Consider the following 21,849-nt stretch of genomic DNA (forward strand, 5'->3'; position numbering starts at 1 on the left):
AAGCTCGGCGCTACGGGGAGTCGGATTGGGCCGTCCCCGGCACGCGCGCGCGCTCCCGGAACACGAGCGCCGACGGCACCGGCGGGCGCGGCGCCGGATCGGCCTGGCGCGCGAGCGCCCACTGCACGGCTTCGCGCACCACCTCATCCGGATATTCGATGCGCGCCATCAGCGCGGCGACGATCTGCGCAGCGGGCGGCGCATTGCCGAGCGCGATGGCGATGTTGCGCAGCCAGCGGGTGTGGCCGATGCGGCGCATCGCGGAGCCCTCGGTGCGCGCCAGGAAGGTCGCTTCGTCCCAGCCGAACAACTCGCTCAGGCTGGACCCATCCAGGCCATGGCGTGCGCGGAAATCGGGTTCGCCGGCGAGGCGCGCATAGCGGTTCCATGGGCACACCAACTGGCAGTCGTCGCAGCCGTAGATGCGGTTGCCGATCAGCGGCCGGAGTTCATGCGGGATCTCGCCGTGCAGTTCGATCGTGAGGTAGGAGATGCAGCGGCGCGCGTCGATCTGGTAAGGCGCCGGCAGCGCGCCGGTGGGGCAGGCGTCGAGGCAGCGGTGGCAGGAGCCGCAATGGTCGCTCACCGGTTCATCGGGCGGCAGCGGCAAGTCGGTGTAGATCTCGCCGAGGAAGAACCAGCTGCCGGCATCGCGCGCGATCAGGTTGGTGTGCTTGCCGATCCAGCCCAGGCCCGCGCTGGCCGCCAGCGGTTTCTCCAGCACCGGCGCGCTGTCGACGAACACGCGATGGCCGAAGGGACCGATGTGCACGGCGATCCGGTCGGCCAGCTGCTGCAGGCGTGCGCGCAGCAGCTTGTGGTAGTCGCGGCCCAGCGCATAGCGCGAAACATAGCCCAGCTCCGGTTGCGCCAGCACATCCAGCGGATCGCGCGTATCCGGCGGCCAGTAATCCATCCGCGCACTGATGGCGCTCAGGGTCCCGGGCACCAGTTCGTCGGCCGCCCAGCGCTTGCTGCCATGGCGCGCCATGTAGTCCATTTCGCCCTGACGACCCGCCGCGAGCCAGGCGCGCAGGCGTTCCGCGGCCAGCGAGAGGTCGAGGTTGGCGATGCCTACCGACTGGAAGCCGAGGGCCTGCCCCCAACTGCGGATCTCGCGCTTCAGCGCCAGCGCGCTGGTCGTGTCCAACATCATCACAACCGGAGGCCGAATCCGCCTCAGTATACTCGGCCGCCTGATGCGGGCCGCCGCGTCCACCACCGGGGGATCCGATGTCGCTCGAGCCGCATGCAACGCCCGATGTCGCCTACAGCGTTGCGCAGTCGCGTGAACTGGACCGCCTGGCCGGCAGCTCATTCGAACTGCCCGGCGACCTGCTGATGGACCGGGCCGGTCGCGCCGCGGCGGCGCTGGTGCGCACCGCCTTTCCGCTCGCGCAGCGCATCGCGGTGGTTTGCGGCACCGGCAACAACGGTGGCGACGGATACGTGCTCGCGCGGCTGTTGCTGGAGATGCGTCGCGAGGTCTACCTCTACGCGCCCGACCAGGCGCTACCCACCAGCGGCGAGGCTGCGCGCGCCTGCGCTGCGTGGCAGGCCGCTGGCGGGCAGATGTCGATCTTCGGCGGCGCGCTGCCGGAGGTGGACCTGGTGGTGGATGCGCTGTTCGGCATCGGCCTCAAGCGCGCGCCCGAGGGCGCGCGCGCGGCGCTGATCGCGGCAATGAACGCGCAGTCCGCGCCGGTGCTCGCCCTGGACGTGCCCTCCGGCCTGGATGGCGATACCGGCGCCACGCCGGGCGAGGCGGTGCGCGCGCACACCACGCTCAGTTTCATCGGGCTCAAGCAGGGATTGCTGACCGGGCGCGCGCCGGCGCTCGCCGGCCGGATCCTGGTCGACAGCCTCGATCTGCCGGCGGTGCTGTTCGCCTGCGTGCCGCCGGTGGTCCGCCTGCTGAAACCGCAAACGCTGGCCGCCAGCCTGCCGCCGCGCGCGCGCGATGCGCACAAGGGGCACTTTGGCCATGTGCTGGTGGTCGGAGGCGACGAAGGCTACGGCGGCGCTGTGCGCCTGGCTGCCGAGGCCGCCGCGAGGGTTGGCGCCGGCCTGGTCAGCGTCGCCACCCGGCCGCAGCACGTCGCCGGCATCCTGGCGGCACGCCCGGAACTGATGGTGCGCGGCGTGTCCGGCCCCGGCGAGCTCGAAGCACTGCTGGAAAAGGCCAGCGTCATCGTGGTCGGCCCTGGGTTGGGCCAGAGCATGTGGTCGCAGACCCTGCTCGCGGCGGTGACCGAGCGCGGCCTGCCGACGGTGATGGATGCGGACGCATTGAACCTGCTGGCGCAGGCGGCGTGCGTGTTGCCGGAACAGGTCGTGATCACGCCGCACCCGGGCGAAGCTGCGCGGCTGCTCGATTGCACCACTGCCGAGATCCAGGCGGACCGCTTCGGGTCGGTGCAACGCCTCGCCGAGTTCTTCCAGGCCACCGCAGTGCTCAAGGGCGCGGGCACCCTGGTTTGCGACAGCCCGCAGCAGGTCAGCGTGTGTCCGATCGCCAATCCCGGTCTCGCCACCGGCGGCACCGGCGATGTGCTGGCCGGCTGCATCGGCGGCCTGCTCGCCCAGGGCCTGTCGGCCCCGGATGCCGCACGCTGTGCGGTGCTGCTGCACGCGCTGGCGGGCCAGGCCGCGGCGGCCGACGGCGAGCGCGGGTTGCTTGCCGCCGATTTGCTGCCGCACCTGCGGCGGCTGGCCAATCCGGCGCCGCCGTGAACACCCGCCTGACGCTCGCGCTGCCCGACGAGGCGGCTACGCTGGCGCTGGGCACGCAGATGGCGGCGGTGCTGGGCCCGGGGCTGGTGCGCCTGGAGGGCGAACTCGGCGCCGGCAAGACCTGCCTGGTGCGCGGGATCCTGCGCGGGCTGGGCCATGCCGGACGGGTCAAGAGCCCGACCTACACCCTGGTGGAGCCCTACACCACTGGACGGTTCCCGGTCAGCCACTGGGACCTGTACCGGCTGGGTTCAGCCGACGAACTCGACGCGCTGGGACTGCGCGATTCCGCGCGAGACGCCGAATTGCTGCTGGTGGAATGGCCCGAGCGCGGCGGCGAGCGCCTGGCTGGCGCCGACCTGACAGTTCACCTGGAATATGACGGCGATTCGCGCAGGGCCGCAATATTCGCCGGAAGTCCTCGCGGGGAGGGCTGGCTGGCGGCTCTGTGCGCGACGCGGGCGCACATGCCCGAATAGCGCAGGACCGATTCGGGGTTCTGGTAAAGCATCTGTTCAAGAATGTCGGCCAAGTATTGGATAAACAAGAAAAACACTTGTCATCGGTGGCTCAGATGCGTTTCAATGGCAGTATTCGTCACCAGAATGGCTGTTCGATGCTGCGCGCCTTCGTTTTCACGTTGATCGGACTCGCATCGGCGGCCTCGGCCACCGAGGTCAAGTCCGTGCGCGTGCGTGCGGCGGACGATCACACGCGGGCCACGATCGATCTTTCGGATTCGCCCGATTACCGCGTATTCACGCTGGCGAATCCCGATCGCCTGGTAGTCGACATCCGTCAGGGACGGCTGCGCGGCAACATCGATGGCGACGGTGATGGCGTCGTGCGCAAGGTGCGCTCCGGACAGCCGGAAAGCGATCGATTGCGCATCGTGTTCGACCTCGCCGGCCCCGTTCGTCCGAAGAGCTTCATGCTCGATTCGACTGGGCGCGCACGCCATCGGTTGGTGGTCGACATGCTTCCGGCGGGTGCTGCTGCGGCGGCCGTCGCAACGGTTGCTGCGCCTGCGCCTCCGCAGCCGGCGGCGCCGGTCGGCGAGCGCGAGGTGATTGTGGCCATCGACGCCGGCCACGGCGGCCAGGATCCAGGCGCGATCGGCGCCAAGGGCACGCACGAGAAGGCGATCACCCTGAAGGTGGCGCAACTGTTGGCCGAGCGCATCAATGCCGAGCCCGGCATGCGCGCCGTGCTGATCCGCGATGACGACACCTTCGTGCAATTGCACGAGCGCTTCCAGAAGGCGCGCACGGAAAAAGCCGATCTATTCGTGTCGATCCACGCCGATGCCGCGCTGAACCGCAGCGCCAAGGGCTCGTCGGTCTACATGCTGAGCACGCGCGGGGCCTCGAACGAGGCGGCGCGCTACCTCGCCGAGCGCGAGAACCGTGCCGACCTGGTCGGCGGCGTGTCCCTGAACGACAAGGACAAGATGCTGGCCGCGGTGCTGCTGGACCTGTCGCAGGGCGCCACGCTCGAAGCCAGCGCGGTCGCGGCCGAGCATGTGCTGGCCTCGCTGACGCGCATGGGCAAGGCGCACAAGCGCCAGGTCGAACGCGCCAACTTCGTCGTGCTGCGCTCGCCGGACGTGCCCTCGCTGCTGGTCGAGACCGGGTTCATCAGCAATCCGGAGGAAGAGAAGAAGCTCAACGATCCGCGTCATCGCGCGCGCCTGGCCGAGGCCGTGATGCTCGGGATCCGCGACTATTTCCACTCGGCGCCGCCGCCGGGGACGTGGATCGCTGCCAACGTGAAAACCCGGGCGCATGTGGTGGCGCGCGGCGAGACGCTGAGCGAAATCGCCTCGCGACACGGGGTATCGGTGGCGAAGATCCGCAAGGAGAATTCGCTGCGTTCCGACATGGTTCGCGCCGGTGCCGTGTTGAAGATTCCGACTGCCTCCTGAATCGGCTCTGCTGAATATCGCGTTCAGACGGGACACTGCTGCACGTTCCGTGCTCGCCGTCAAGAATTGTCGGGGCAGGTGGCATCCTCTAGAATCCACCCTCCACGGCGTCCTGAGCGGCGCCGGCTTCACCCGAGTTGCCCGGCGTGCAGACTGCAATGTCTACGCGACGATGAGGGGTCGCCCGTTTCCTTGAACGGTGGTTCGCACTCGCCAATCTGCAGGAGAGGACCGCGATCGTGAAGTGGTACGTCGTCAATACCCGTCCCCGTGAAGAAGCGCGCGCAGTGGAGCACCTCACCCGTGAGGGCTACCAGTGCCTGTATCCCCGTATCCGTCGCACCTTGCGCACCACCAAGGGTCTGGTGGACCGCGTCGAGTCGCTATTCCCCAACTATCTGTTCCTGCACGCCAACCCGATGACGGACAACCTGGCACGGGTGCGTTCCACCCGCGGCGTCCGCAATCTGGTGCGTTTTGGTCTTGAGCCGGCCGAAGTGCCGCCCGAGGTCATCGAGGAACTGCAACTCTGCGGCGACAAGCAGGGTGGCGTGATCCGCCTGTCCGGCCCCGCGCGCCAGGCAGTTGCAGCCAAGTTCGCCGACAGCGCGCTGGTCGATTTCGGTGGCGTGTTCCTGACCACCGATGGCTCCGAGCGCGTCATCCTGCTGATGCGCGTGCTGGGCGACTACAACAAGGTCAACCTGCCGGAAGACCAGCTCGAAGGCTCGCAGGTCGCCGCCTGAAGCGCCATCCTGCCGCCCGCATGACGGGCGGCAGTTGGCATAGGCCACGCGTTCGCGGCAAGCTCCGCGGACCTTGATGCCCGGACCCCATCGCCCGATGTCTCTCTCCCTACGCGATCAGTTGCTGGCTGCCGGCTTCAAGGCGCCTGCGCCCGAGCCGCCCAAGCCGCGGCGCGACCACAAGCCACCGCAGGGCAAGCCGCCGCATGCGCGGCATGGTGGCAAGCCGCCCGAACAGGCGCGCCCGCAGCAGCCGCAGCCGCCGCGCGAGCCGAAGCCCGGCGGCGAGCCCTCGTTGGCGCATGCCTACCAGATCCGCGCCGAGACCGAGAAACGCGAGCGCGAGGAAGCCCAGCGGCGCGCCCAGGAAGAAGCCCAGCGCAAGCGCGAGCAGCGCCAGAAGCTGTCCGCGCTGGTCGCCGGCAAGGCGCAGAACGATCCCAACGGCGAACACGCGCGCAACTTCACCTACGGCAAGAAGATCCGCAAGGTCAACGTCACCCCGGAGCAGTTGCGCCAGCTGAACGCGGGCGAGTTGGGGGTTGCTCAGGTGGATGGCCGTTTCCTGATCCTGGCGCCGGACATCATCCGCGAAGTGCTCGCATTGGCGCCGCAGCATGTGGCGCTGTTCGTGCCTGATGGCATTGGTGCCTCGGCCAACCCGGACGAGGACTACAGCGACCCGCGTTTCCAGGTGCCGGACGACCTGGTCTGGTGATCGGCCTGTCGGTCAGCCGACCGCCGCGCCGAACAAACCTCCGATTAACCACGTAAGCGCGCCCGCGCCGGCACCGATGGCGAGCATGCGCGCGCCGCCGCCCAGCGCCGAGCGCCCGGTGAACAGGCTCAACGATGCGCCGGTCGCGAACAGCCCGACCGCGGCCATCGCCGCACCGAGGTACCCCGCATTCGGCAGGCTGCCGCCCGCGAAGAACGGGACCAGCGGGATCAGCGCCCCGATCGAGAAGGACGCGAACGAGAATCCGGCCGCGCCCCAGGGCGAATCGAGCTCATCCGGATTGAGGCCGAGTTCCTCGCGCGCGAGCACGTCGAGGCCGATCTTCGGATCCGCGGTCAGGCGATTCGCCAGCGCGAGCGCCTCTTCCGGCGACAGCCCGCGGGCCTGGTAGATCAGCGCCAGCTCGGCCGCCTCGGCCTCCGGGTATTCGGCCAGCTCCTGGCGTTCCAGCTCGATCTGGTATTCGAACAACTCGCGCTGCGAGCGCACCGAGACGTACTCGCCCGCAGCCATCGACAGCGCGCCGGCGAGCAGGCCGGCAACCCCGGCGGTGATCGTGGCCTGGGTGGAGGCCGAGGCGCCGATCACGCCGAGAATCAGGCTGGTGTTCGACACCAGGCCGTCGTTCGCGCCGAAGATCGCCGCGCGCAGATTGCCGCCGCCGAAGCCCTTGTGCCGGTGCCCCACGTCTTCCAGGCGCATCGGCGTGGCGTGGCCGGGCACTACGGCATCGTAGGCGGAAAGCCCGCGCACCTTGAGCGCCGCCAGCATGGTCTTGACCCGCCGCGGGCCGAGGCGTCGCGCCAGCGCCATGGTCAGCCGCTCCCGCGCGCCCGGCTGGAATGCCGGCAACGCCGCATTCTCCCGCGCGGCGATCGCCGCCCAGGTCTGCGCCTGTTTTTCGGCCTCGTCCCCGAGCGAGCGGAACAGCGCAGCCACCCGTTGCTCCGGTTCGATTGTCGCCAACTGGCGGTACAGCCAGGCTGAGCGGGTCTCTTCGAGCCAGCTTTCGGGTGCCGACATGGCCTCTTCCTCGATCTCCGTGGCCTGCAATATGCCAGTGCGGGCGCGGGGAGGGATTGTTGGGGCACAACAGCCCGCTCTCCGCCGTTTTGCTGCTCTTGCCGGGCATCCTGGCCCCTGCCGGCATGTTCGCGGCCGGCGGTGTGTTCTCGGGGAATTGACGACTGCGGCTGCGTGGAATTGCGCCCAGCCGCGTGCCGGTTGTCGCACGTCGTGCTGAGCTTGCGAGACGCGATGCTTTGGTTCGCGGGCGGGGCACTTTGGTTGGTGCAAGCGACTCGCGGGCTGCGGAAACCCGCGCTCAGGTTCTTGCGCGCGAATCGCGGCTTTCTGAAAGTCATGGGCCGGTTCGGGTATGGCTCGCGCTGATTGGCGCGGGGCTCGCGCCGGTTCCCGCAACGCAGCGGAGGGTTTGGGAAACCCAGCGATGGGTTTGCCGGACCGCAAGATGGGTTGGTGGAACCCTTGCGGGGGTTCGGCAAAGGTAATGTCGCTGTCGCTGTCGCTGTCGCTGTCGCTGTCGCTGTCGCTGTCGCTGTCGCTGTCGCTGTCGCTGTCGCCTTGGCACTTGTGGGAGCGGGCTCTGCCCGCGATCTTTTCGCTGTTGCTGTTGCTTTTTGCTCCTGCCTGAAGAGCAAGAGCGTTTCGGCCTGGCGGCCGAGTGTCTTTTCTTTGAGTGGCCAAAGAAAAGTCACCAAAAGAAAGGCCACCCCGCGTCCGCGCTTGCCGCGCGTCGTGCGCGGCAAGTTCCTGCGGTGCTCACGAAGCGCAGGCCGCTGCGCAACTCGCACGTCCATGTGCTCGGACATGCTCGCTTTCCCCTGCGCTTCGCTCCGCTCCTCGGCGCTCCCGAGGGGCCCCATTATCCTTCGACCCGGCTTCCTGCCTGGATTTCGAGGGGAAGTGTGTCTGCCGGCTTGCGAATCGGTTCCCGAACGGAAGCCAGAGCGAAGCGAAGCCACAGCCAGAAGCGAAGCCAAAGCCAGAAGCGAAGCCACAGCCAGAAGCGAAGCCAAAGCCAGAAGCAAAGCCACAGCCAGAAGCAAAGCCACAGCCAGAAGCAAAGCCACAGCCAGAAGCAAAGCCACAGCCCGAAGCAAAGCCACAGACACAGCCAGGTGCGAGGCCACAGCAGCGAAGCAAGCTCCGCCCTACGGGCTTCGGCTTCGCTCTACGGGCTTTGCTTCGATGTTGACTCTGGCTTTGCTTCTGCCGTTGGCTTCCTTCCGCTCAAGACCCGCAAGCCGGACGGCCCGCCCTTCCTCAAGAACCAGGCAGGAAGCCGAGTCGAAGGAACCCGGGGCCCCTCGGGAGCGCCGAGGAGCGGAGCGAAGCGCAGGGGAAAGCGAGCATGTCCGAGCACAGGGATGTGCGAGTTGCGCAGCGGCCTGCGCTTCGTGAGCACCGCAGGGGACCCCGTGTGCACGACGCACACGGGGCGCGGACGCGGGGTGCCCTCTTTCTTGGTCACCTTCTTTCTGGGCAAGCAGAAAGAAGTGACTCGGCCGTCAGGCCGAAACGCTTTGCTTCTGAAGCGCAGACCGCAGACCGCAGAGCGAAGAGCCACAGCCACAGCGAAAAGATCGCGGGCGGAGCCCGCTCCCACTTACAGCAAGAGCCATCGGCGAGCACGTGGGAACGGGCATCAGCGCCCGCGCAGTCGCCCCCCAGCGGCTTGCGCAACTGCAGCGCCAGCGGCGCATATCCCTGCGCCTCATACGCCCGTCGCGCGGGCTCGTTGAAGGCGTAGACCTTCACCTCCAGCCACTCGGCCCGTTGCCCCCGAGCCCACGCCTCGAAAGCCTGCGTCAGCGCGCGGCCAAGCCCACGCCCGCGGGCCGCCTGATCGACGACCAGCACATCGAGCAAACCGTAGCGGGCCGGCCGGATCAGCGGATGCACGGTGGTCGGGCGCATCAGCCCGATGGCGACGCCGAGCGGCTGGTCGGCGGAATCGGGCACCACCCAGACGGCGCTGTCAGGCCCCGCCAGCAGGCCCTCGAACTCGGCCAGCGGACGCGCGGGGCCAACGGGCTCCCGAAACAGCCAAGGCAACGCGCTGCGATGCATCGAATCGACCTGCGAGAGCAGCGCGCCGATCGCGTCATGATCGGCCAGACGAGCGCGTCGCAGTGCGACCGCCGCGGGCGCGGCGTCCATCAGTTCTCGTCAGGATCGTAGTCCAGCACCGGCGCCAGCCAGCGCTCGGCCTCGCGCAGCGACTGGCCACGGCGGTGCGCATAGTCCTCGACCTGTTCCTTGCTGACCCGGCCGACAACGAAGTACTGGCTGTCCGGGTGCGCGAAATACAGGCCGCTGACGGCGGCGGCGGGCGTCATCGCATAGCTCTCGGTCAGCGCCATCCCGGCGTTCGTCTCGGCCTGCAGCAGATCGAAGATCACGCGCTTCTCGGTGTGGTCCGGGCAGGCCGGGTAGCCGGGCGCCGGGCGGATGCCGCGGTAGCGTTCGTCGATCAGCGCGTCGTTGTCCAGCGACTCATCACCCGCGTAGCCCCAGAACTCGCGCCGCACGCGCTGGTGCAGGCGTTCGGCGAAGGCTTCGGCGAGGCGGTCGGCCAATGCCTTCAGCAGGATCGCGCTGTAGTCATCGTGCGCGGCCTCGAATGCCGCCACCCGCGCGTCAATGCCGATCCCCGCGGTACAGGCGAAGGCGCCGATCCAGTCCTGCTTGCCACTGCTCTTCGGCGCAACGAAGTCGGCCAGGCAAAGGTTCGGGCGACCGGGTGGTTTGTCGGCTTGCTGGCGCAGGAAGGACAGCGAGGCGAGCAGGCCCGGCGTGGAGCTGGCGCGCGGTGCCGAATCCGTGTTTGCAGAGCGGGGCTGGGGGCTGGGGGCTGGGGCGCTTCGCTCAGGATCTGCGGATGCAGAGCTGGCGCCCTGCGAGGCGGTTTCGTCCCCGGCCCCAGCCCCCAGTCCCCAGTCCCCAGTCCCGCTTCTCCCGTGTACACCTCCACGTCCTCGCCAACGCTGTTTGCCGGCCACAGGCCGAACACTGCGCCAGCGAGACCAGGCGCTTGCCCGGGCCGCGGTCCTTGTGGCGCTCGCGCACGTCGGCGTAGTCGGCGCGCACCTCGGCGACGAAGCGCGCGCGCTCGGCCACGCTGACCAGGTTCTGCGCCACGCCGACCGCGCGGGAGGCGTCCTTGACCCACACCACCGGCTGGTCGTAATGCGGCTCGATCTTCAGCGCGGTGTGCGCGCGGCTGGTGGTGGCGCCGCCGATCAGCAGCGGCTGGATCATGCCCTGCCGCTTCATTTCCTTGGCGACGTGGTGCATCTCGTCGAGCGAGGGCGTGATCAGTCCGGACAGGCCGATGATGTCGGCGCCGACCTCGCGCGCGGTGTCGAGGATCTTCTGCGTCGGCACCATCACGCCGAGGTCGATCACCTCGAAGTTGTTGCAGGCCAGCACCACGCCGACGATGTTCTTGCCGATGTCGTGCACGTCGCCCTTGACCGTCGCCAGCAGGATCTTGCCGTTGTTCTTCGCGACCTCGCCGCTGCGCTTTTTCTCTTCCTCGATGTACGGGATCAGGTAGGCGACCGCCTTCTTCATCACGCGCGCCGACTTGACCACCTGCGGCAGGAACATCTTGCCGGCGCCGAACAGATCGCCGACCACGTTCATGCCCGCCATCAGCGGCCCCTCGATGACCTCCAGCGGCTTGACCGCGCGCGCCCGCGCCTCCTCGGTATCGCCCTCGACGAACTCGTCGATGCCATGCACCAGCGCATGCTCCAGGCGTTTCTCGACCGGCAAGGTGCGCCACTCGGCGCTTTCCCGGGTCCCGGGTCCCGCGTCCCGTGCCCCGCTCTGATGCTTCGGCGCAATCTCCAGCAAGCGTTCGGTCGCATCCGCGCGGCGATTGAGCACCACGTCCTCGACGCGCTCGCGCAATTCCGCCGGCAGTTCGTCGTAGATCGCCAGCGCGCCGGCGTTGACGATGCCCATGTCCATGCCGGCGCGGATCGCGTGGTACAGGAACACCGAGTGGATCGCCTCGCGTACCGGATTGTTGCCGCGCAGCGCGAAGGAGACATTCGACACGCCGCCGGAGACGTGCACGCCGGGCATCGCGGCCTTGATCTGGCGCGTGGCTTCGATGAAGGCCACGGCGTAATCGTTGTGCTCGTCGATGCCGGTGGCGATGGCGAAGATGTTGGGGTCGAAGATGATGTCTTCCGGCGCCATGCCGACCTTCTCGGTCAGCAGGTGGTAGGCGCGCTTGCAGATCGCCACCTTGCGCTCGACGGTGTCCGCCTGGCCCTGCTCGTCGAAGGCCATGACCACGCAGGCGGCGCCGTATTCCTGCACCTTGCGCGCGTGTTCCAGGAAGGCGTCCTCGCCCTCCTTCAGGCTGATCGAGTTGACGATCGCCTTGCCCTGAACGCACTTCAGGCCCGCCTCGATCACGCTCCACTTCGAGCTGTCGATCATCACCGGCACCTTGGCGATATCCGGTTCGGCCGCGATCAGGTTGAGGAAGCGGGTCATCGCCGCTTCCGAATCGAGCAGGCCCTCGTCCATGTTGACGTCGATGATCTGCGCGCCGTTGCCCACCTGCTGGCGCGCCACCTCGACGGCCTGGTCGTAGCGGTCGTCCTTGATCAGCTTCTTGAACTGCGCCGAGCCGGTGACATTGGTGCGCTCGCCGACGTTGACGAAGTTCAGCTCCGGCGTGATCACCAAGGGTTCCAGGCCGGCCAGCCGGGTGTGCGTCGGCGGCGCGGGGATCTCGCGCGGCGGCAGTTTGGCCATCGCTTCGGCGATCGCGCGGATGTGCTCGGGCGTGGTGCCGCAGCAGCCGCCGACGATGTTGACCAGGCTGGAGGCGGCGAACTCGCCGATGGTGCCGGCCATGTCCGCCGGCGTCTCGTCGTACTCGCCAAAGGCGTTCGGCAGGCCGGCGTTCGGGTGGGTCGAGACCAGCGCGTCGACGGTGCGCGCCAGGTCCTCGATGTGCGGGCGCAAATCCTTCGCGCCGAGCGCGCAGTTGAGCCCGATGGAGAACGGCCGCACATGCCGCACCGAGTAGGCAAAGGCCTCGGCGGTCTGGCCGGACAGGGTGCGCCCGGAACGGTCGGTGATGGTGCCGGAGATCATCACCGGCAGGCGGTAGCCGCGCCGCGCGTAGACCTCGTCGATGGCGTACAGCGCGGCCTTGGCATTCAGCGTGTCGAAGATGGTCTCGACCATCAGGATCTGCGCGCCGCCGTCGATCAGGCCCTCGGCGGCTTCGCGATAGGCGGCCGTCAGCTCGTCGAAGCTGATCGCGCGGAAGCCCGGGTTGTTGACGTCCGGCGAGATCGACAGGGTCTTGCTCGTCGGGCCGATCACGCCGACGCAGTAGCGCGGGCGGTCCGGGGTCTCGTCCGACTTGCGGTCGCAGAGTTCCCGGACCAGCTTCGCCGCGGCGACGTTGAGGTCGTAGGTGGCCTCTTCCAGGTGGTAATCCGCCTGGCTGACGCGCGTCGCGTTGAAGCTGTTGGTCTCGATCAGCTCGGCGCCGGCATCGAGGTAGGCCTGGTGCACCGCCTGCACGATCTTCGGCTGGGTCAGCACCAGCAGATCGTTGTTGCCCTTCAGGTCATGCCCGAAGTGGCGGAAGCGGTCGCCGCGGAAATCGCTCTCCTCCAGCCGGTAGCGCTGCAGCATCGAGCCCATCGCGCCGTCCAGCACCAGGATGCGGCGTTGCGCGTCGGCAATCAGGCGTTCGGATTCGGCGGGATTCTTGTACGGCAGTTCGATCATCCGTGTACGGCCGTATGGACGGCCGATCCTTTCATCGCGATGGAAGGATGGATTGTACGCGGGAAGATTGGAGCTGTGCGGCGGGGCGCGCGTTGCGGGATGCGTAGGCCGGAGTGGCGCAGAGCCTCTCCGGCGCTATGTGCGGCGGCCCGAGCCGGTGAATCGCTGGCGCGATACGCCGGCCTACGCGGGCGTCCTTGCCGTCGCCACCCAGCTGGCGAAATGCGGCGGCCGGGCTTCGACGCCGCCGGAGGTGATCGCCACGTCATCGAAACCTGCGCCGACCAGCGCGGCCCGCAACTCGTCGGCGGTGAACCCCAGGTTGCGGTGGCCGAAAGGCGTCACCACCGAGCGGTGCTCATGCCGATCCAGGCAGGTCAACAGCAACTTTCCGCCGGGACGCAGCACGCGCGCGGCCTCGGCGAGCACCTCGCCCGGCCGGTCCGAATAGGGCAGCGCCTGCATCAGCAGCACCAGGTCGACGCTGGCGCCCGCCAGCGGCAGTTCGTGCATGTCGCCCTGCAGGACGCGTACTTGCGGCAGGCCGGCAAGGCGCGTCCGCGCGGCCTCGACCACTCGCTCGCTCAAGTCCACGCAAGCGAGCGAGCGCGCGCGCGGCGCGAGCAACTGGGCCAGCGCGCCGTCGCCGGAGGCCACGTCGAGCACATCGCCCAACTCCAGCAGGCCGAGGCAGGCGCGCATGGTGGTTTCCCAGCTACGGCCCGGCGAGTAGTGGCGCTCCATGTCCCCCGCCACGCTGTCGGCCCAGTTGGCGCTGGCCATGCGCGCCGCCAGCACCGCGCTGCGGCGCTCGCGGTCCTCCGCCAGCAAGGCATCGCGGGTGCTCGCGTGCAGGCCTTCCCACAGCGCCCGCGTCGCCGCCGGCCAGTCTTCGAGTGCCGCGCGGTAGTAGGCAGCCACGCCCGCGCGCCGGTCGACCACCAGCCCCGCTTCCTTGAGCTTGGCCAGGTGGGTGGACACCCGCGGCTGCTTCAGCCGCAGGATGCTCGACAGCTCGGCGACGGTCAGCTCCTCGTCGGTCAGCAAGGCCAGCAGGCGCACGCGGCTGGCGTCGGCCAACAGGCGCAGCAGGTCGGTGGCGGCAGTGAGTTCGATGGGGATCTCCGGGAATCAGTACAGCGAGGGCTCGTCGCGCGTCGGGCGCGTCTTGAAGCGTGCGTGCAGCCACAGGTACTGCTCGGGCGCGGCGCGGATGATCTGTTCGAGCAGGGTGTTGACGCGAGCGGTGTCGGCGAGTGGATCGTCGCTGGGGAAATCCTCGAGCGGCGGATGCAGCTTCAGGCGATAGCTGCCGTCCGGCTCGCGCCGGTGCTCGAAGCCGATCACCACCGCCCCGGACATGCGTGCCAGCTGGTGGGTGGCGGTGAGGGTGGAGGCGGGAATGCCGAAGAAGGGCGCGAACACGCGCTCGCCGCGGCGGTACTCCTGGTCCGGTGCGTACCAGATCATCCCGCCGGACTTGAGGTAGCGCAGCACGCCGCGCAACTCGTCGCGACGGAACATCGCGTCGGCATAGCACAGGCGCGCGCGCTTGACCGCCCATTCAAAGGCCGGGTCATGGTGCTCACGGTACATTCCGGCGAGCGGCAGGAAGCGGCAAACCAGGCGCCCGGCGAGTTCCAGGTGGCTGAAATGTCCGCCGACCAGCAGAACGCCGCGCCCGGCGGCGCGTGCGGCCTCGACGTGCTCGATACCCTCGATGCTGACCGGCAGCCTGGCGACGCGCCGCGCCGAGCCGAACCAGCCCCAGGCGAAGGCCGCCAGCATACGCCCCGACTCGCGCGCGTTCTCGCGCGCGGCGCGCTGGCGTTCGGCCTCGCTCCATTCGGGGAAACACAGCGCCAGGTTGCGCTCCAGCACCCGCCGCCGGCGCGGCAGCAGCGCCAGCACCAGCGGCCCGCAGGCCGCACCCAACGCCAGCGCCGCCCGGTGCGGGATCCTGGCGATCAGCCAAAGCAGGGCCACGCCAATCCAGCCGGGCCAGCAGTAGGGGTGCCACAGCGAACGGGTGGCGGTCTTGACCTTGCGCATGGGGGCGAGTCTAGGGGCGCGGCGCGGGTTCTGGGCACCGGGCCATGCTGGTTGTGGGTTGTGGGCTGTGGGTTCTGGGTTGTGGGTTGTGGGTTGTGGGTTGTGGGCGGCAAGAGCGCGGGTACCGCCGATCTCTGGGATTCAGCCGCGATCTTTTCCAAAAAGATCGCCGACGGAGTCGGCTCCCACAGACCCCCGGGGTCCCAGCTTTGCTGCCCACAACCCACAACCCACACCCACCCACAACCCACAACCCAGAACCCACAACCCAGAACCCACAACCCAGAACCCAGAACCCAGAACCCAGAACCCAGAACCCAGAACCGGCCTCACCAGCACCCACAACCGGCCCACCAGGCCCCCTCGCTGCGCGATACTGCGCCCCCCTCCCGGCCTCCACCGCATGCGCCTCCTCTCGCGCCGCTTCTACACGCTGGCGATGTACCTGGCGATGCCGGTGATCCTGTATCGCCTGGCGTTCCGGGGGCTGCGCAACCGGGGCTATTTCTCGCGCTGGCTGGAGCGCTTCGGCTGGTTCCGCGATCCTGGTTTCGCCGAATCGATCTGGGTGCACGCGGTCTCGGTGGGCGAGTTCAATGCCGCGATTCCGCTGATCAAGGCCCTGATGGAGAAGCACCCGGACACGCCGCTGGTGGTGACCACGATCACCCCGACGGGTTCGGAGCGCGTGCAGAAGCAGTTCGGCGACCGGGTCTTCCATGTCTACCTGCCCTACGATTTGCCGGCGGCGGTCGAGCGCTTCTTCGCGCGGGTGAAGCCGCGCATCGCGGTGGTGATGGAAACCGAGATCTGGCCGAACCTCTATTTCGCCTGCCGCGAGCGCGGGATCCCGATCTTCATCGCCAATGCGCGCCTGTCCGAGCGCAGCCTGAAGGGCTACGGCCCGGCACTCGGCCTGATCGGCGAGGCGGTGCGTTGCGCCACCTTCGTCGCCGCCCAGTCCAAGGTCGACGGCGAGCGCTTTCTGCAGTTGGGGGCGTCGCCCGAGCGCATGCGCGTGGTCGGCAACATCAAGTTCGACATGGCGGTGCCCGGCGGCCTGGACGCGGTGGCGCGCGAATGGCGCGAGCACTGGGGGGCGCTGCGCCCCGTGTGGATCGCCGCGAGCACGCATGAAGGCGAGGAGGCGGCCGTGCTGCAGGCGCATGCGCGCATCCTCGGCCGCTTCCCGGATGCGCTGCTGATCCTGGTGCCGCGCCATCCCGAGCGCTTTCGCGCGGCGATCTCGCTATGCCGCTCCTACGGCTTCCGCACCAGCTGCCGCAGCGAGGACTCGGTGGCTTCGCTGGATTCGCAGTGCTTCGTGGTCGACACCATGGGCGAGTTGCTGAAGTTCTACGCCTGCGCCGATGCCTGCTTCGTCGGCGGATCGCTGGATCGCATCGGCGGACACAATGTGCTGGAGCCAGCCGCGCTGCGCAAGCCGATCCTGATCGGCCCGCACACTTTCAATTTCGCCGAGATCACCGACACCTTGATTGCCGAGGATGCCGCGGTCCGCGTGGCCAACGGCGCCAAGCTCGGCGCCGAGGTCGTGCGCATCCTGAGCGATCCGCGGCGCGCCGCGGCGATGGGCGAGGCGGCGCTGGCGGTGGTCGAGCGCGAACGCGGTGCGGTGCCGCGCACGCTGTCGGCCATCGAGGAAATCCTCAGGCCGCAGGCCGCGGTCAGGGACGCTTGACGCAGAGCGCGCGTTTGCCCGGCTTGTCGGTCTGGTGGTAGGAGTACTGCTTGCCGTCGGTGAAGTAGATGTACCAGGCCTCCGTCTCGCCGTTGGCTTCATTGCTCCACGGCGTCAGGCCGGTCACCTTGATCAGCGGCGTCACCTTGCACGTCAGTTGGCCGGTGCACGGCTGGTTGTCGCTGCTGCCAGTCTCGAACAAGGTCAGGAGTTCGGCGACGGTCGGCAACTGCCAGCCGGTTCCGAGGGTCTGGCAGTAGGCCTTGGCAGTTGCCCAGTCGATATCACCACTGTTGTCGGTGCCCGGCCACACCAGACCGGTCTGGGTGTCGCGGACCGTACCGTCGACCAGCAGTTCGAAACGCGGCGCAGAAGGTTCCTGTGAGGTCGGCGCGGTATCCTGCGGAGCGGCCATCAGGATGGGGCTGGCGGCGAGCAGCAGTGCCGTGGCGATTGCGTGAATGGAGCGATGCGGTTGCACGATCGTATTCCCCGTGTGTGGCCAGACCGATGTCCCTAGTCTAGTGCACAAATGCGGACGCTCGGCAAGGCGCTGCGGCCCACGATGGGCCGCAGTGCGGAACTTCCGGCGAATCAGCGCAGCAGCGCGTTGACCGCCTGCAAATCGGCCACGGTGATGGTGCCGGCGGCCTGCTTCAGGCGCAGCGAATTCAACAAGTAGTCATGGCGCGCCCGGGCGTAGTCGCGCTGCGCCTGGAACAGCACCTGCTGGCTGAAGAGCACGTCGACGATGGTGCGCGTGCCCACCTCGAAACCGGCCTGCGTGGCATCCAGCGCACTCTGCGCCGAAACCAGCGCCTGTTTGCGCGCTTCGACCTCGCTGATGCCCGCCGCTACGGCGCGGAAGGCATTGCGCGTTGCGCGAACGACGGCACGCTGCTCTTGCTCGTACTGATCCTGCGCTGCATCGCGGTTGAAGGTCTGCTGGCGCACCGAGGACTGGGTGGCCAAGCCTTCAAAGATCGGGACGTTGAGGCTGATGCCGAAACCGTGGTCGCGGAAATCGGAATCGCCGGGCTGAGTTTCGCCATTCAAGGTGCTTGAGCCCCAGGAGGCGTTGTTGGTCCAGCCGTAACTGGCACCGAGCGTTGGCAGATGGCCGGCCTTGGCGGTTTCGACCGACTGTTCAGCCTGCTCCAGTTCGAAGCGGCGAATCGCCAACGCCGGGCTTTCTGCTTCTGCGGTCTGCACCCACTCTTCGGAGTCGTCCGGAGCGGGGCGGTTGAGCTTGATGTCCTCGGCCAGCGGCCGCACTTCCCCGACCGGCTTTCCCGTCAGTTCGGCGAGTCCCTCGTAGGCATCGTCCAGCTGGTTCTGCGCCTGAATTGCCGCGGCACGCGCGCCATCGTAACGGGCGCGGGCCTCATGCACGTCGGTGATCGCAGACAGGCCGACTTCGAAGCGCTGCTCGGCCTGCTCCAGCTGACGCTTGACCGCCGTTTCCTCCGCCTGCACCGCTTCGAGGTTGGTAGTAGCGGTCAAGGCGCCGAAATAGGCGGTGGCCACTCGCACGATCAAATTGTCCAGCGCCGCATCGTAGCTCGCGGCGAAGCGCGACTGGCCGGCACGCGCGCCGCGCAGGCGCGTGTAGTTCGAGTGGTTATAGATCGACTGGGTGAGATCCAGGCGATAGCTGCGCGAGGTCGACTCGCCCGAATTGATCGCGCGGCCAAAGGTCAGCGTGCCGTCCGGCAGTTGAACTTGGTCTCTGAGAGGAACTCGCGCTGTTCGAGTCGCTGATCGACGCGCTGCCAACCAGCCGCGGCAGCAGCGCCGCGCGCGCCTGGACCACGCCTTCGCCGGCGGCGAACATCGCCGATTCCGCCGCCGCAAGCTGCGGATCGCTGGCGCGCGCCATCTCGTAGATTTCGGCGAGATCGGCGGCCGGCGCGCCGGCGGCAAAGGCCGACAGCGAGGCGATCAGGGCAAGGGTGAGACGTTGGCGACGCATGGGGAACCTCGTGGGGTGATCGTCAGAATTCGAAGCGGGGCGCAGGCTGCGCTCCCTGGAGATAGGGCAAATCGGTCTCGAACAGGCTGCGGGTCTCGATGTAGTCCGCGCCCTGGCGCGTCATCAGCACGGCTTCCATCGCCGGCGAGGCGCCGCGGACGATGAACATGCGGCCGCCGGGCTTCAGCCAGCGGGTGAACGACTCGGGCACGCTCGCCACGGCGCCGGTAACGGCAATCGAATCGAACGCGTGCGGTGGCTGGTAGCCGAAGGCGTCCGCGGCGTGCACCTGGCAATTGCGGATGCCGCTGGCGCCGATGCGCCCGCGGGCGCGCTCGGCCAGGTCGCTGTGGATTTCGATCGAGACCACCTGGCGCGCCAGGCGCGAGAGACAGGCAGCCATGAAACCGCTGCCGGTGCCGACCTCGAGTACATCCTCGTCGCCGGTGAGCGCCAGCGCCTGGAGCACCCGGCCCTCGACCACCGGCTTCATCATGGACTCGCCGTGCTCCAGCGGGATCGACAGATCGGCAAAGGCCAGCTTGCGGTGGCGCGCCGGCACGAAGTCCTCGCGCTTCACCTCGCCGAGCACATCCAGCACGCGAGCATCCAGCACCTCCCAGGGGCGCACCTGCTGCTCGACCATATTGAAGCGAGCGCGTTCGAAATTGAGCGTTCCGGCCATGGCGGCTACCTGAATCCCGGGCAGTGAAGAGAAGACGTCAAGGGTAGCGGTCGACGCCCCGATTGCTCAAGGTCGCAGACTCCTGTGGGCGACCATTGTCGGATAAGTGCCATTGGTCAGGGCGTGGGCGGTGTGATGCCCGGCGCGTCCCGTCGCTCAGCCGGTCGACAGGGTTGCGGCCGGTTGTGGGTTCTGGGTTGTGGGTTGTGGGCGGCAGAAGCCAATGCCAAGGCGAAAGGCAATCGATCGCCGGGTTTGCTGCCCACAACCAAGAACCCAGAACCCAAAGCCAAAGCCATAGCTCAAGGGGTCCGCCGGGGGCCACACCACCCAAACCCCAACCCTCAATCCAGCGTCCGCCGGAACCGCTTCGCGCCCAGCGCTACCACGACCAGGGTGAAAGCCAGCAGTGGCCACAGGTTGGGCCAGACGTCGCTGGCCGTGTTGGCTTTCAGCAGGATGCCGCGGACGATGCGCAGGAAATGGGTCAGCGGCAGCAGTTCGCCGATGGCCTGGGCCCAGCCGGGCATGCCGCGGAAGGGGAACATGAAGCCGGACAGCAGCATCGACGGCAGGAAAAAGAAGAAAGTCATCTGCATCGCCTGCATCTGGTTCTTCGCGAGGGTGGAAAACAGCAGGCCGACCGACAGGTTGGCGACAATGAAAGCCAGGGTGCAGCCGAACAGCAGCCAGGGCGAGCCCAGGATCGGCACCGCGAACAGGGCGCGTGCGGCGACCAGGATGACGATCACCTGGATGTAGGCGACCAGGATGTAGGGCACCAGCTTGCCGAGCATGATCTCGATCGGCCGCACCGGCATCGCCAGCAGGTTCTCGAAGGTGCCGCGCTCGCGCTCGCGGGCGATGGCCAGGCCCGTCATCATGATCAAGGTCATGGTCAGGATCACGCCCATCAGGCCGGGCACGATGTTGTAGGCGGTCAGGCCTTCGGGGTTGAAGCGCCGATGGATGCGCAGATCGATGGCTCCCGGCCGCGCGTTGAGCCCCGTCAGCGGGCCGCGCAGTTCGCTCGTCAGCGCCTGGTCCGCGAGCGTGCCGAGCGCCGCGATCGCATTGCCGGCGGCGACCGGGTCGGTGGCGTCGATCTCCACCAGCAGCGCCGGGCGCTCGCCGCGCACCAGCGAGCGCCCGAAATCGGGCGGCACGCGCACCAGGAAGAGCGCCTGGCCGCGCGCCAGCATGGCGCGGCCGCGGTCAAGGTCCGCGGGTTGGGCGATGAGGTCGAAGTAGTCCGACTGCTCCATCGCCGACAGCAGTCGCCGGGTGTACTCGTTCGACTCGGCCGCGACCACCACAGTCGGCAAATGCTTGGGATCGGTGTTGATCGCGTAGCCGAACAGGCAGAGCTGCATGATCGGGATGCCGACCATCATTGCGAAGGTCAGCCGGTCGCGCCGCATCTGGATGAATTCCTTGGCCAGCACAGCCAGCAGGCGACGCCACGAGAAGCGGTTCACGGCGGGCTCCCGGCGCGCATCAGCGCGATGAACGCGTCTTCCAGCGAGGAGTCCACCGGTTCCCAGTCGAGCTGGTGGTGGCGCACGTACTCGCCGAGGCTCATTTGCAGCGTGTCGGCCTGCGTTCCGGAGACATGCAGGCGCAGGCCGAACGGAACCACCTGCTCGACGCCGGGCAGGCGCCCGATCTCGGCCAGCGCCGACGCCGGCGCGCCGTCGACGGCGAAAGTCGCCAGTCCGGTGCGCGCCAGGATCTGCGCCGGCGTGCCTTCGGCGAGCAGCCGTCCGGCGGCGATGTAGGCCAGGCGATGGCAGCGCTCGGCCTCGTCCATGTAGTGGGTGGAGACCAGCACCGTCAGCCCTTCACGGGCCAGCGCATGGATCTCGGCCCAGAAATCGCGCCGCGCCTTGGGGTCCACCCCTGCGGTCGGCTCGTCGAGCAGCAGCAGTTGCGGCTGGTGCAGCAGGCAGGCGGCCAGCGCGAGGCGCTGCTTCCAGCCGCCCGACAGCTCGCCGGCCAGCTGCCGCCGCCGCGTCGTGAGTCCCAGCCGCTCCAGCGCATCGTTCACAACCGCGCGCACATTCGACAGCCCGTGCATGCGCCCGGCGAAACGCAGGTTCTCCTCGATGGTCAGGTCCTCCCACCAGGTGAACTTCTGCGTCATGTAGCCGACCCGCTGCTTGATCCGCGCGCTGTCGCGGCGCACATCCAGCCCGAGGCAGGTGCCTTCCCCCGCATCCGGGGTCAGCAGGCCGCAGAGCATGCGGATCGAGGTCGTCTTGCCGCTGCCGTTCGGCCCGAGGAAACCGTAGATCGCCCCGCGCTCCACCCGGAGGTCCAGTCCATCCACGACCTTTTTGCCGCCGAAGGACTTGGTCAGGCCGCGGACGTTGATGGCAGGGATGGGGGGCGATGTCATCGACATGCACGCAGAGGAGATAGTTGTGGGTTGTGGGTTCTGGGTTGTGGGCAGCCGAAGCTTGCCCGTCCGCAGCCGACCGTCAGATTGCGAGCCTTGCTGC

18 protein-coding genes are annotated in these 21,849 nt (G+C 68.2%); 7 read left to right on the forward strand and 11 right to left on the reverse strand.

Going from position 1 to position 21,849, the window contains the following annotated elements; all coding sequences use genetic code 11:
* Window positions 1-10 precede the first annotated feature (10 nt).
* Window positions 11-1,156, reverse strand: coding sequence for a tRNA epoxyqueuosine(34) reductase QueG (gene queG / locus IPK27_09260; GenBank protein MBK8067800.1), 1,146 nt, complete (start codon window positions 1,154-1,156; stop codon window positions 11-13).
* A gap of 77 nt (window positions 1,157-1,233) precedes the next feature.
* Here queG and IPK27_09265 point away from each other — a divergent pair, with 77 nt between their 5' ends.
* The 5 genes from IPK27_09265 to IPK27_09285 all read left to right on the forward strand — a co-directional run bounded on the left by IPK27_09265 (window position 1,234) and on the right by IPK27_09285 (window position 6,121).
* The gene (locus IPK27_09265) at window positions 1,234-2,733 is read left to right on the forward strand and encodes an NAD(P)H-hydrate dehydratase (protein MBK8067801.1); all 1,500 of its coding nucleotides are present in this window, start codon (window positions 1,234-1,236) and stop codon (window positions 2,731-2,733) included.
* A gap of 59 nt (window positions 2,734-2,792) precedes the next feature.
* Window positions 2,793-3,212: a tRNA (adenosine(37)-N6)-threonylcarbamoyltransferase complex ATPase subunit type 1 TsaE gene (gene tsaE, locus IPK27_09270; GenBank protein ID MBK8067802.1), complete on the forward strand. Its 420-nt coding sequence runs from the start codon at window positions 2,793-2,795 to the stop codon at window positions 3,210-3,212.
* 137 nt (window positions 3,213-3,349) lie between these two features.
* Complete coding sequence (locus IPK27_09275) at window positions 3,350-4,657, forward strand: N-acetylmuramoyl-L-alanine amidase (protein ID MBK8067803.1); 1,308 nt, start codon at window positions 3,350-3,352, stop codon at window positions 4,655-4,657.
* 239 nt (window positions 4,658-4,896) lie between these two features.
* Window positions 4,897-5,403 (forward strand): transcription/translation regulatory transformer protein RfaH, encoded by a 507-nt coding sequence (locus tag IPK27_09280; GenBank protein MBK8067804.1) that lies wholly within the window; start codon window positions 4,897-4,899, stop codon window positions 5,401-5,403.
* A gap of 97 nt (window positions 5,404-5,500) precedes the next feature.
* Window positions 5,501-6,121 carry a DUF2058 family protein gene (locus IPK27_09285; protein ID MBK8067805.1) on the forward strand — a complete coding sequence of 207 codons (621 nt, stop codon included), beginning with the start codon at window positions 5,501-5,503 and terminating at the stop codon, window positions 6,119-6,121.
* Window positions 6,122-6,133: 12 nt separating this feature from the next.
* Here the strand turns inward: IPK27_09285 and IPK27_09290 are convergent, their stop codons facing one another.
* Window positions 6,134-7,165, reverse strand: coding sequence for a VIT1/CCC1 transporter family protein (locus IPK27_09290; GenBank protein MBK8067806.1), 1,032 nt, complete (start codon window positions 7,163-7,165; stop codon window positions 6,134-6,136).
* Window positions 7,166-7,652: 487 nt separating this feature from the next.
* Between IPK27_09290 and IPK27_09295 the strand changes: the two genes are divergently transcribed.
* Complete coding sequence (locus IPK27_09295; GenBank protein MBK8067807.1) at window positions 7,653-7,796, forward strand: hypothetical protein; 144 nt, start codon at window positions 7,653-7,655, stop codon at window positions 7,794-7,796.
* Between the two features lie 836 nt (window positions 7,797-8,632).
* On the opposite strand, the gene IPK27_09300 is transcribed toward IPK27_09295, so the two are convergent.
* The 4 genes from IPK27_09300 to lpxL form a co-directional block, all read right to left on the reverse strand.
* Window positions 8,633-9,325, reverse strand: coding sequence for a GNAT family N-acetyltransferase (locus IPK27_09300; protein ID MBK8067808.1), 693 nt, complete (start codon window positions 9,323-9,325; stop codon window positions 8,633-8,635).
* On the reverse strand, window positions 9,325-10,356 hold the full coding sequence (locus IPK27_09305; protein MBK8067809.1) for a hypothetical protein: 1,032 nt from the start codon (window positions 10,354-10,356) through the stop codon (window positions 9,325-9,327). The genes IPK27_09300 and IPK27_09305 overlap by 1 nt, the downstream gene beginning before the upstream one ends.
* Before the next feature lie 2,764 nt (window positions 10,357-13,120).
* Window positions 13,121-14,053, reverse strand: a complete 933-nt coding sequence (locus IPK27_09310) for a metalloregulator ArsR/SmtB family transcription factor (protein MBK8067810.1) — start codon at window positions 14,051-14,053, stop codon at window positions 13,121-13,123.
* 15 nt (window positions 14,054-14,068) lie between these two features.
* Window positions 14,069-14,989, reverse strand: a complete 921-nt coding sequence (gene lpxL, locus IPK27_09315; protein MBK8067811.1) for an LpxL/LpxP family Kdo(2)-lipid IV(A) lauroyl/palmitoleoyl acyltransferase — start codon at window positions 14,987-14,989, stop codon at window positions 14,069-14,071.
* A gap of 403 nt (window positions 14,990-15,392) precedes the next feature.
* On the opposite strand from lpxL, the gene waaA reads away from it, so the two are divergent.
* Window positions 15,393-16,691, forward strand: coding sequence for a lipid IV(A) 3-deoxy-D-manno-octulosonic acid transferase (gene waaA, locus IPK27_09320; protein MBK8067812.1), 1,299 nt, complete (start codon window positions 15,393-15,395; stop codon window positions 16,689-16,691).
* Here the strand turns inward: waaA and IPK27_09325 are convergent.
* The 5 genes from IPK27_09325 to IPK27_09345 form a co-directional block, all read right to left on the reverse strand.
* Window positions 16,678-17,172: a DUF1566 domain-containing protein gene (locus IPK27_09325; GenBank protein ID MBK8067813.1), complete on the reverse strand. Its 495-nt coding sequence runs from the start codon at window positions 17,170-17,172 to the stop codon at window positions 16,678-16,680. The two genes, waaA and IPK27_09325, sit on opposite strands and share 14 nt — an antisense overlap.
* 113 nt (window positions 17,173-17,285) lie before the next feature.
* Window positions 17,286-18,467 carry a TolC family outer membrane protein gene (locus IPK27_09330; GenBank protein ID MBK8067814.1) on the reverse strand — a complete coding sequence of 394 codons (1,182 nt, stop codon included), beginning with the start codon at window positions 18,465-18,467 and terminating at the stop codon, window positions 17,286-17,288.
* A gap of 218 nt (window positions 18,468-18,685) precedes the next feature.
* Window positions 18,686-19,348: a protein-L-isoaspartate O-methyltransferase gene (locus tag IPK27_09335; protein ID MBK8067815.1), complete on the reverse strand. Its 663-nt coding sequence runs from the start codon at window positions 19,346-19,348 to the stop codon at window positions 18,686-18,688.
* Between the two features lie 344 nt (window positions 19,349-19,692).
* On the reverse strand, window positions 19,693-20,826 hold the full coding sequence (locus tag IPK27_09340; GenBank protein ID MBK8067816.1) for an ABC transporter permease: 1,134 nt from the start codon (window positions 20,824-20,826) through the stop codon (window positions 19,693-19,695).
* Window positions 20,823-21,746, reverse strand: coding sequence for an ABC transporter ATP-binding protein (locus IPK27_09345; protein MBK8067817.1), 924 nt, complete (start codon window positions 21,744-21,746; stop codon window positions 20,823-20,825). Before IPK27_09345 ends, IPK27_09340 begins: the two co-directional genes overlap by 4 nt.
* Window positions 21,747-21,849: the final 103 nt, after the last annotated feature.

The sequence above is a fragment of the Rhodanobacteraceae bacterium genome (genome assembly GCA_016713135.1).
In the GTDB taxonomy this organism is placed as follows: Bacteria; Pseudomonadota; Gammaproteobacteria; order Xanthomonadales; family SZUA-5; genus JADKFD01.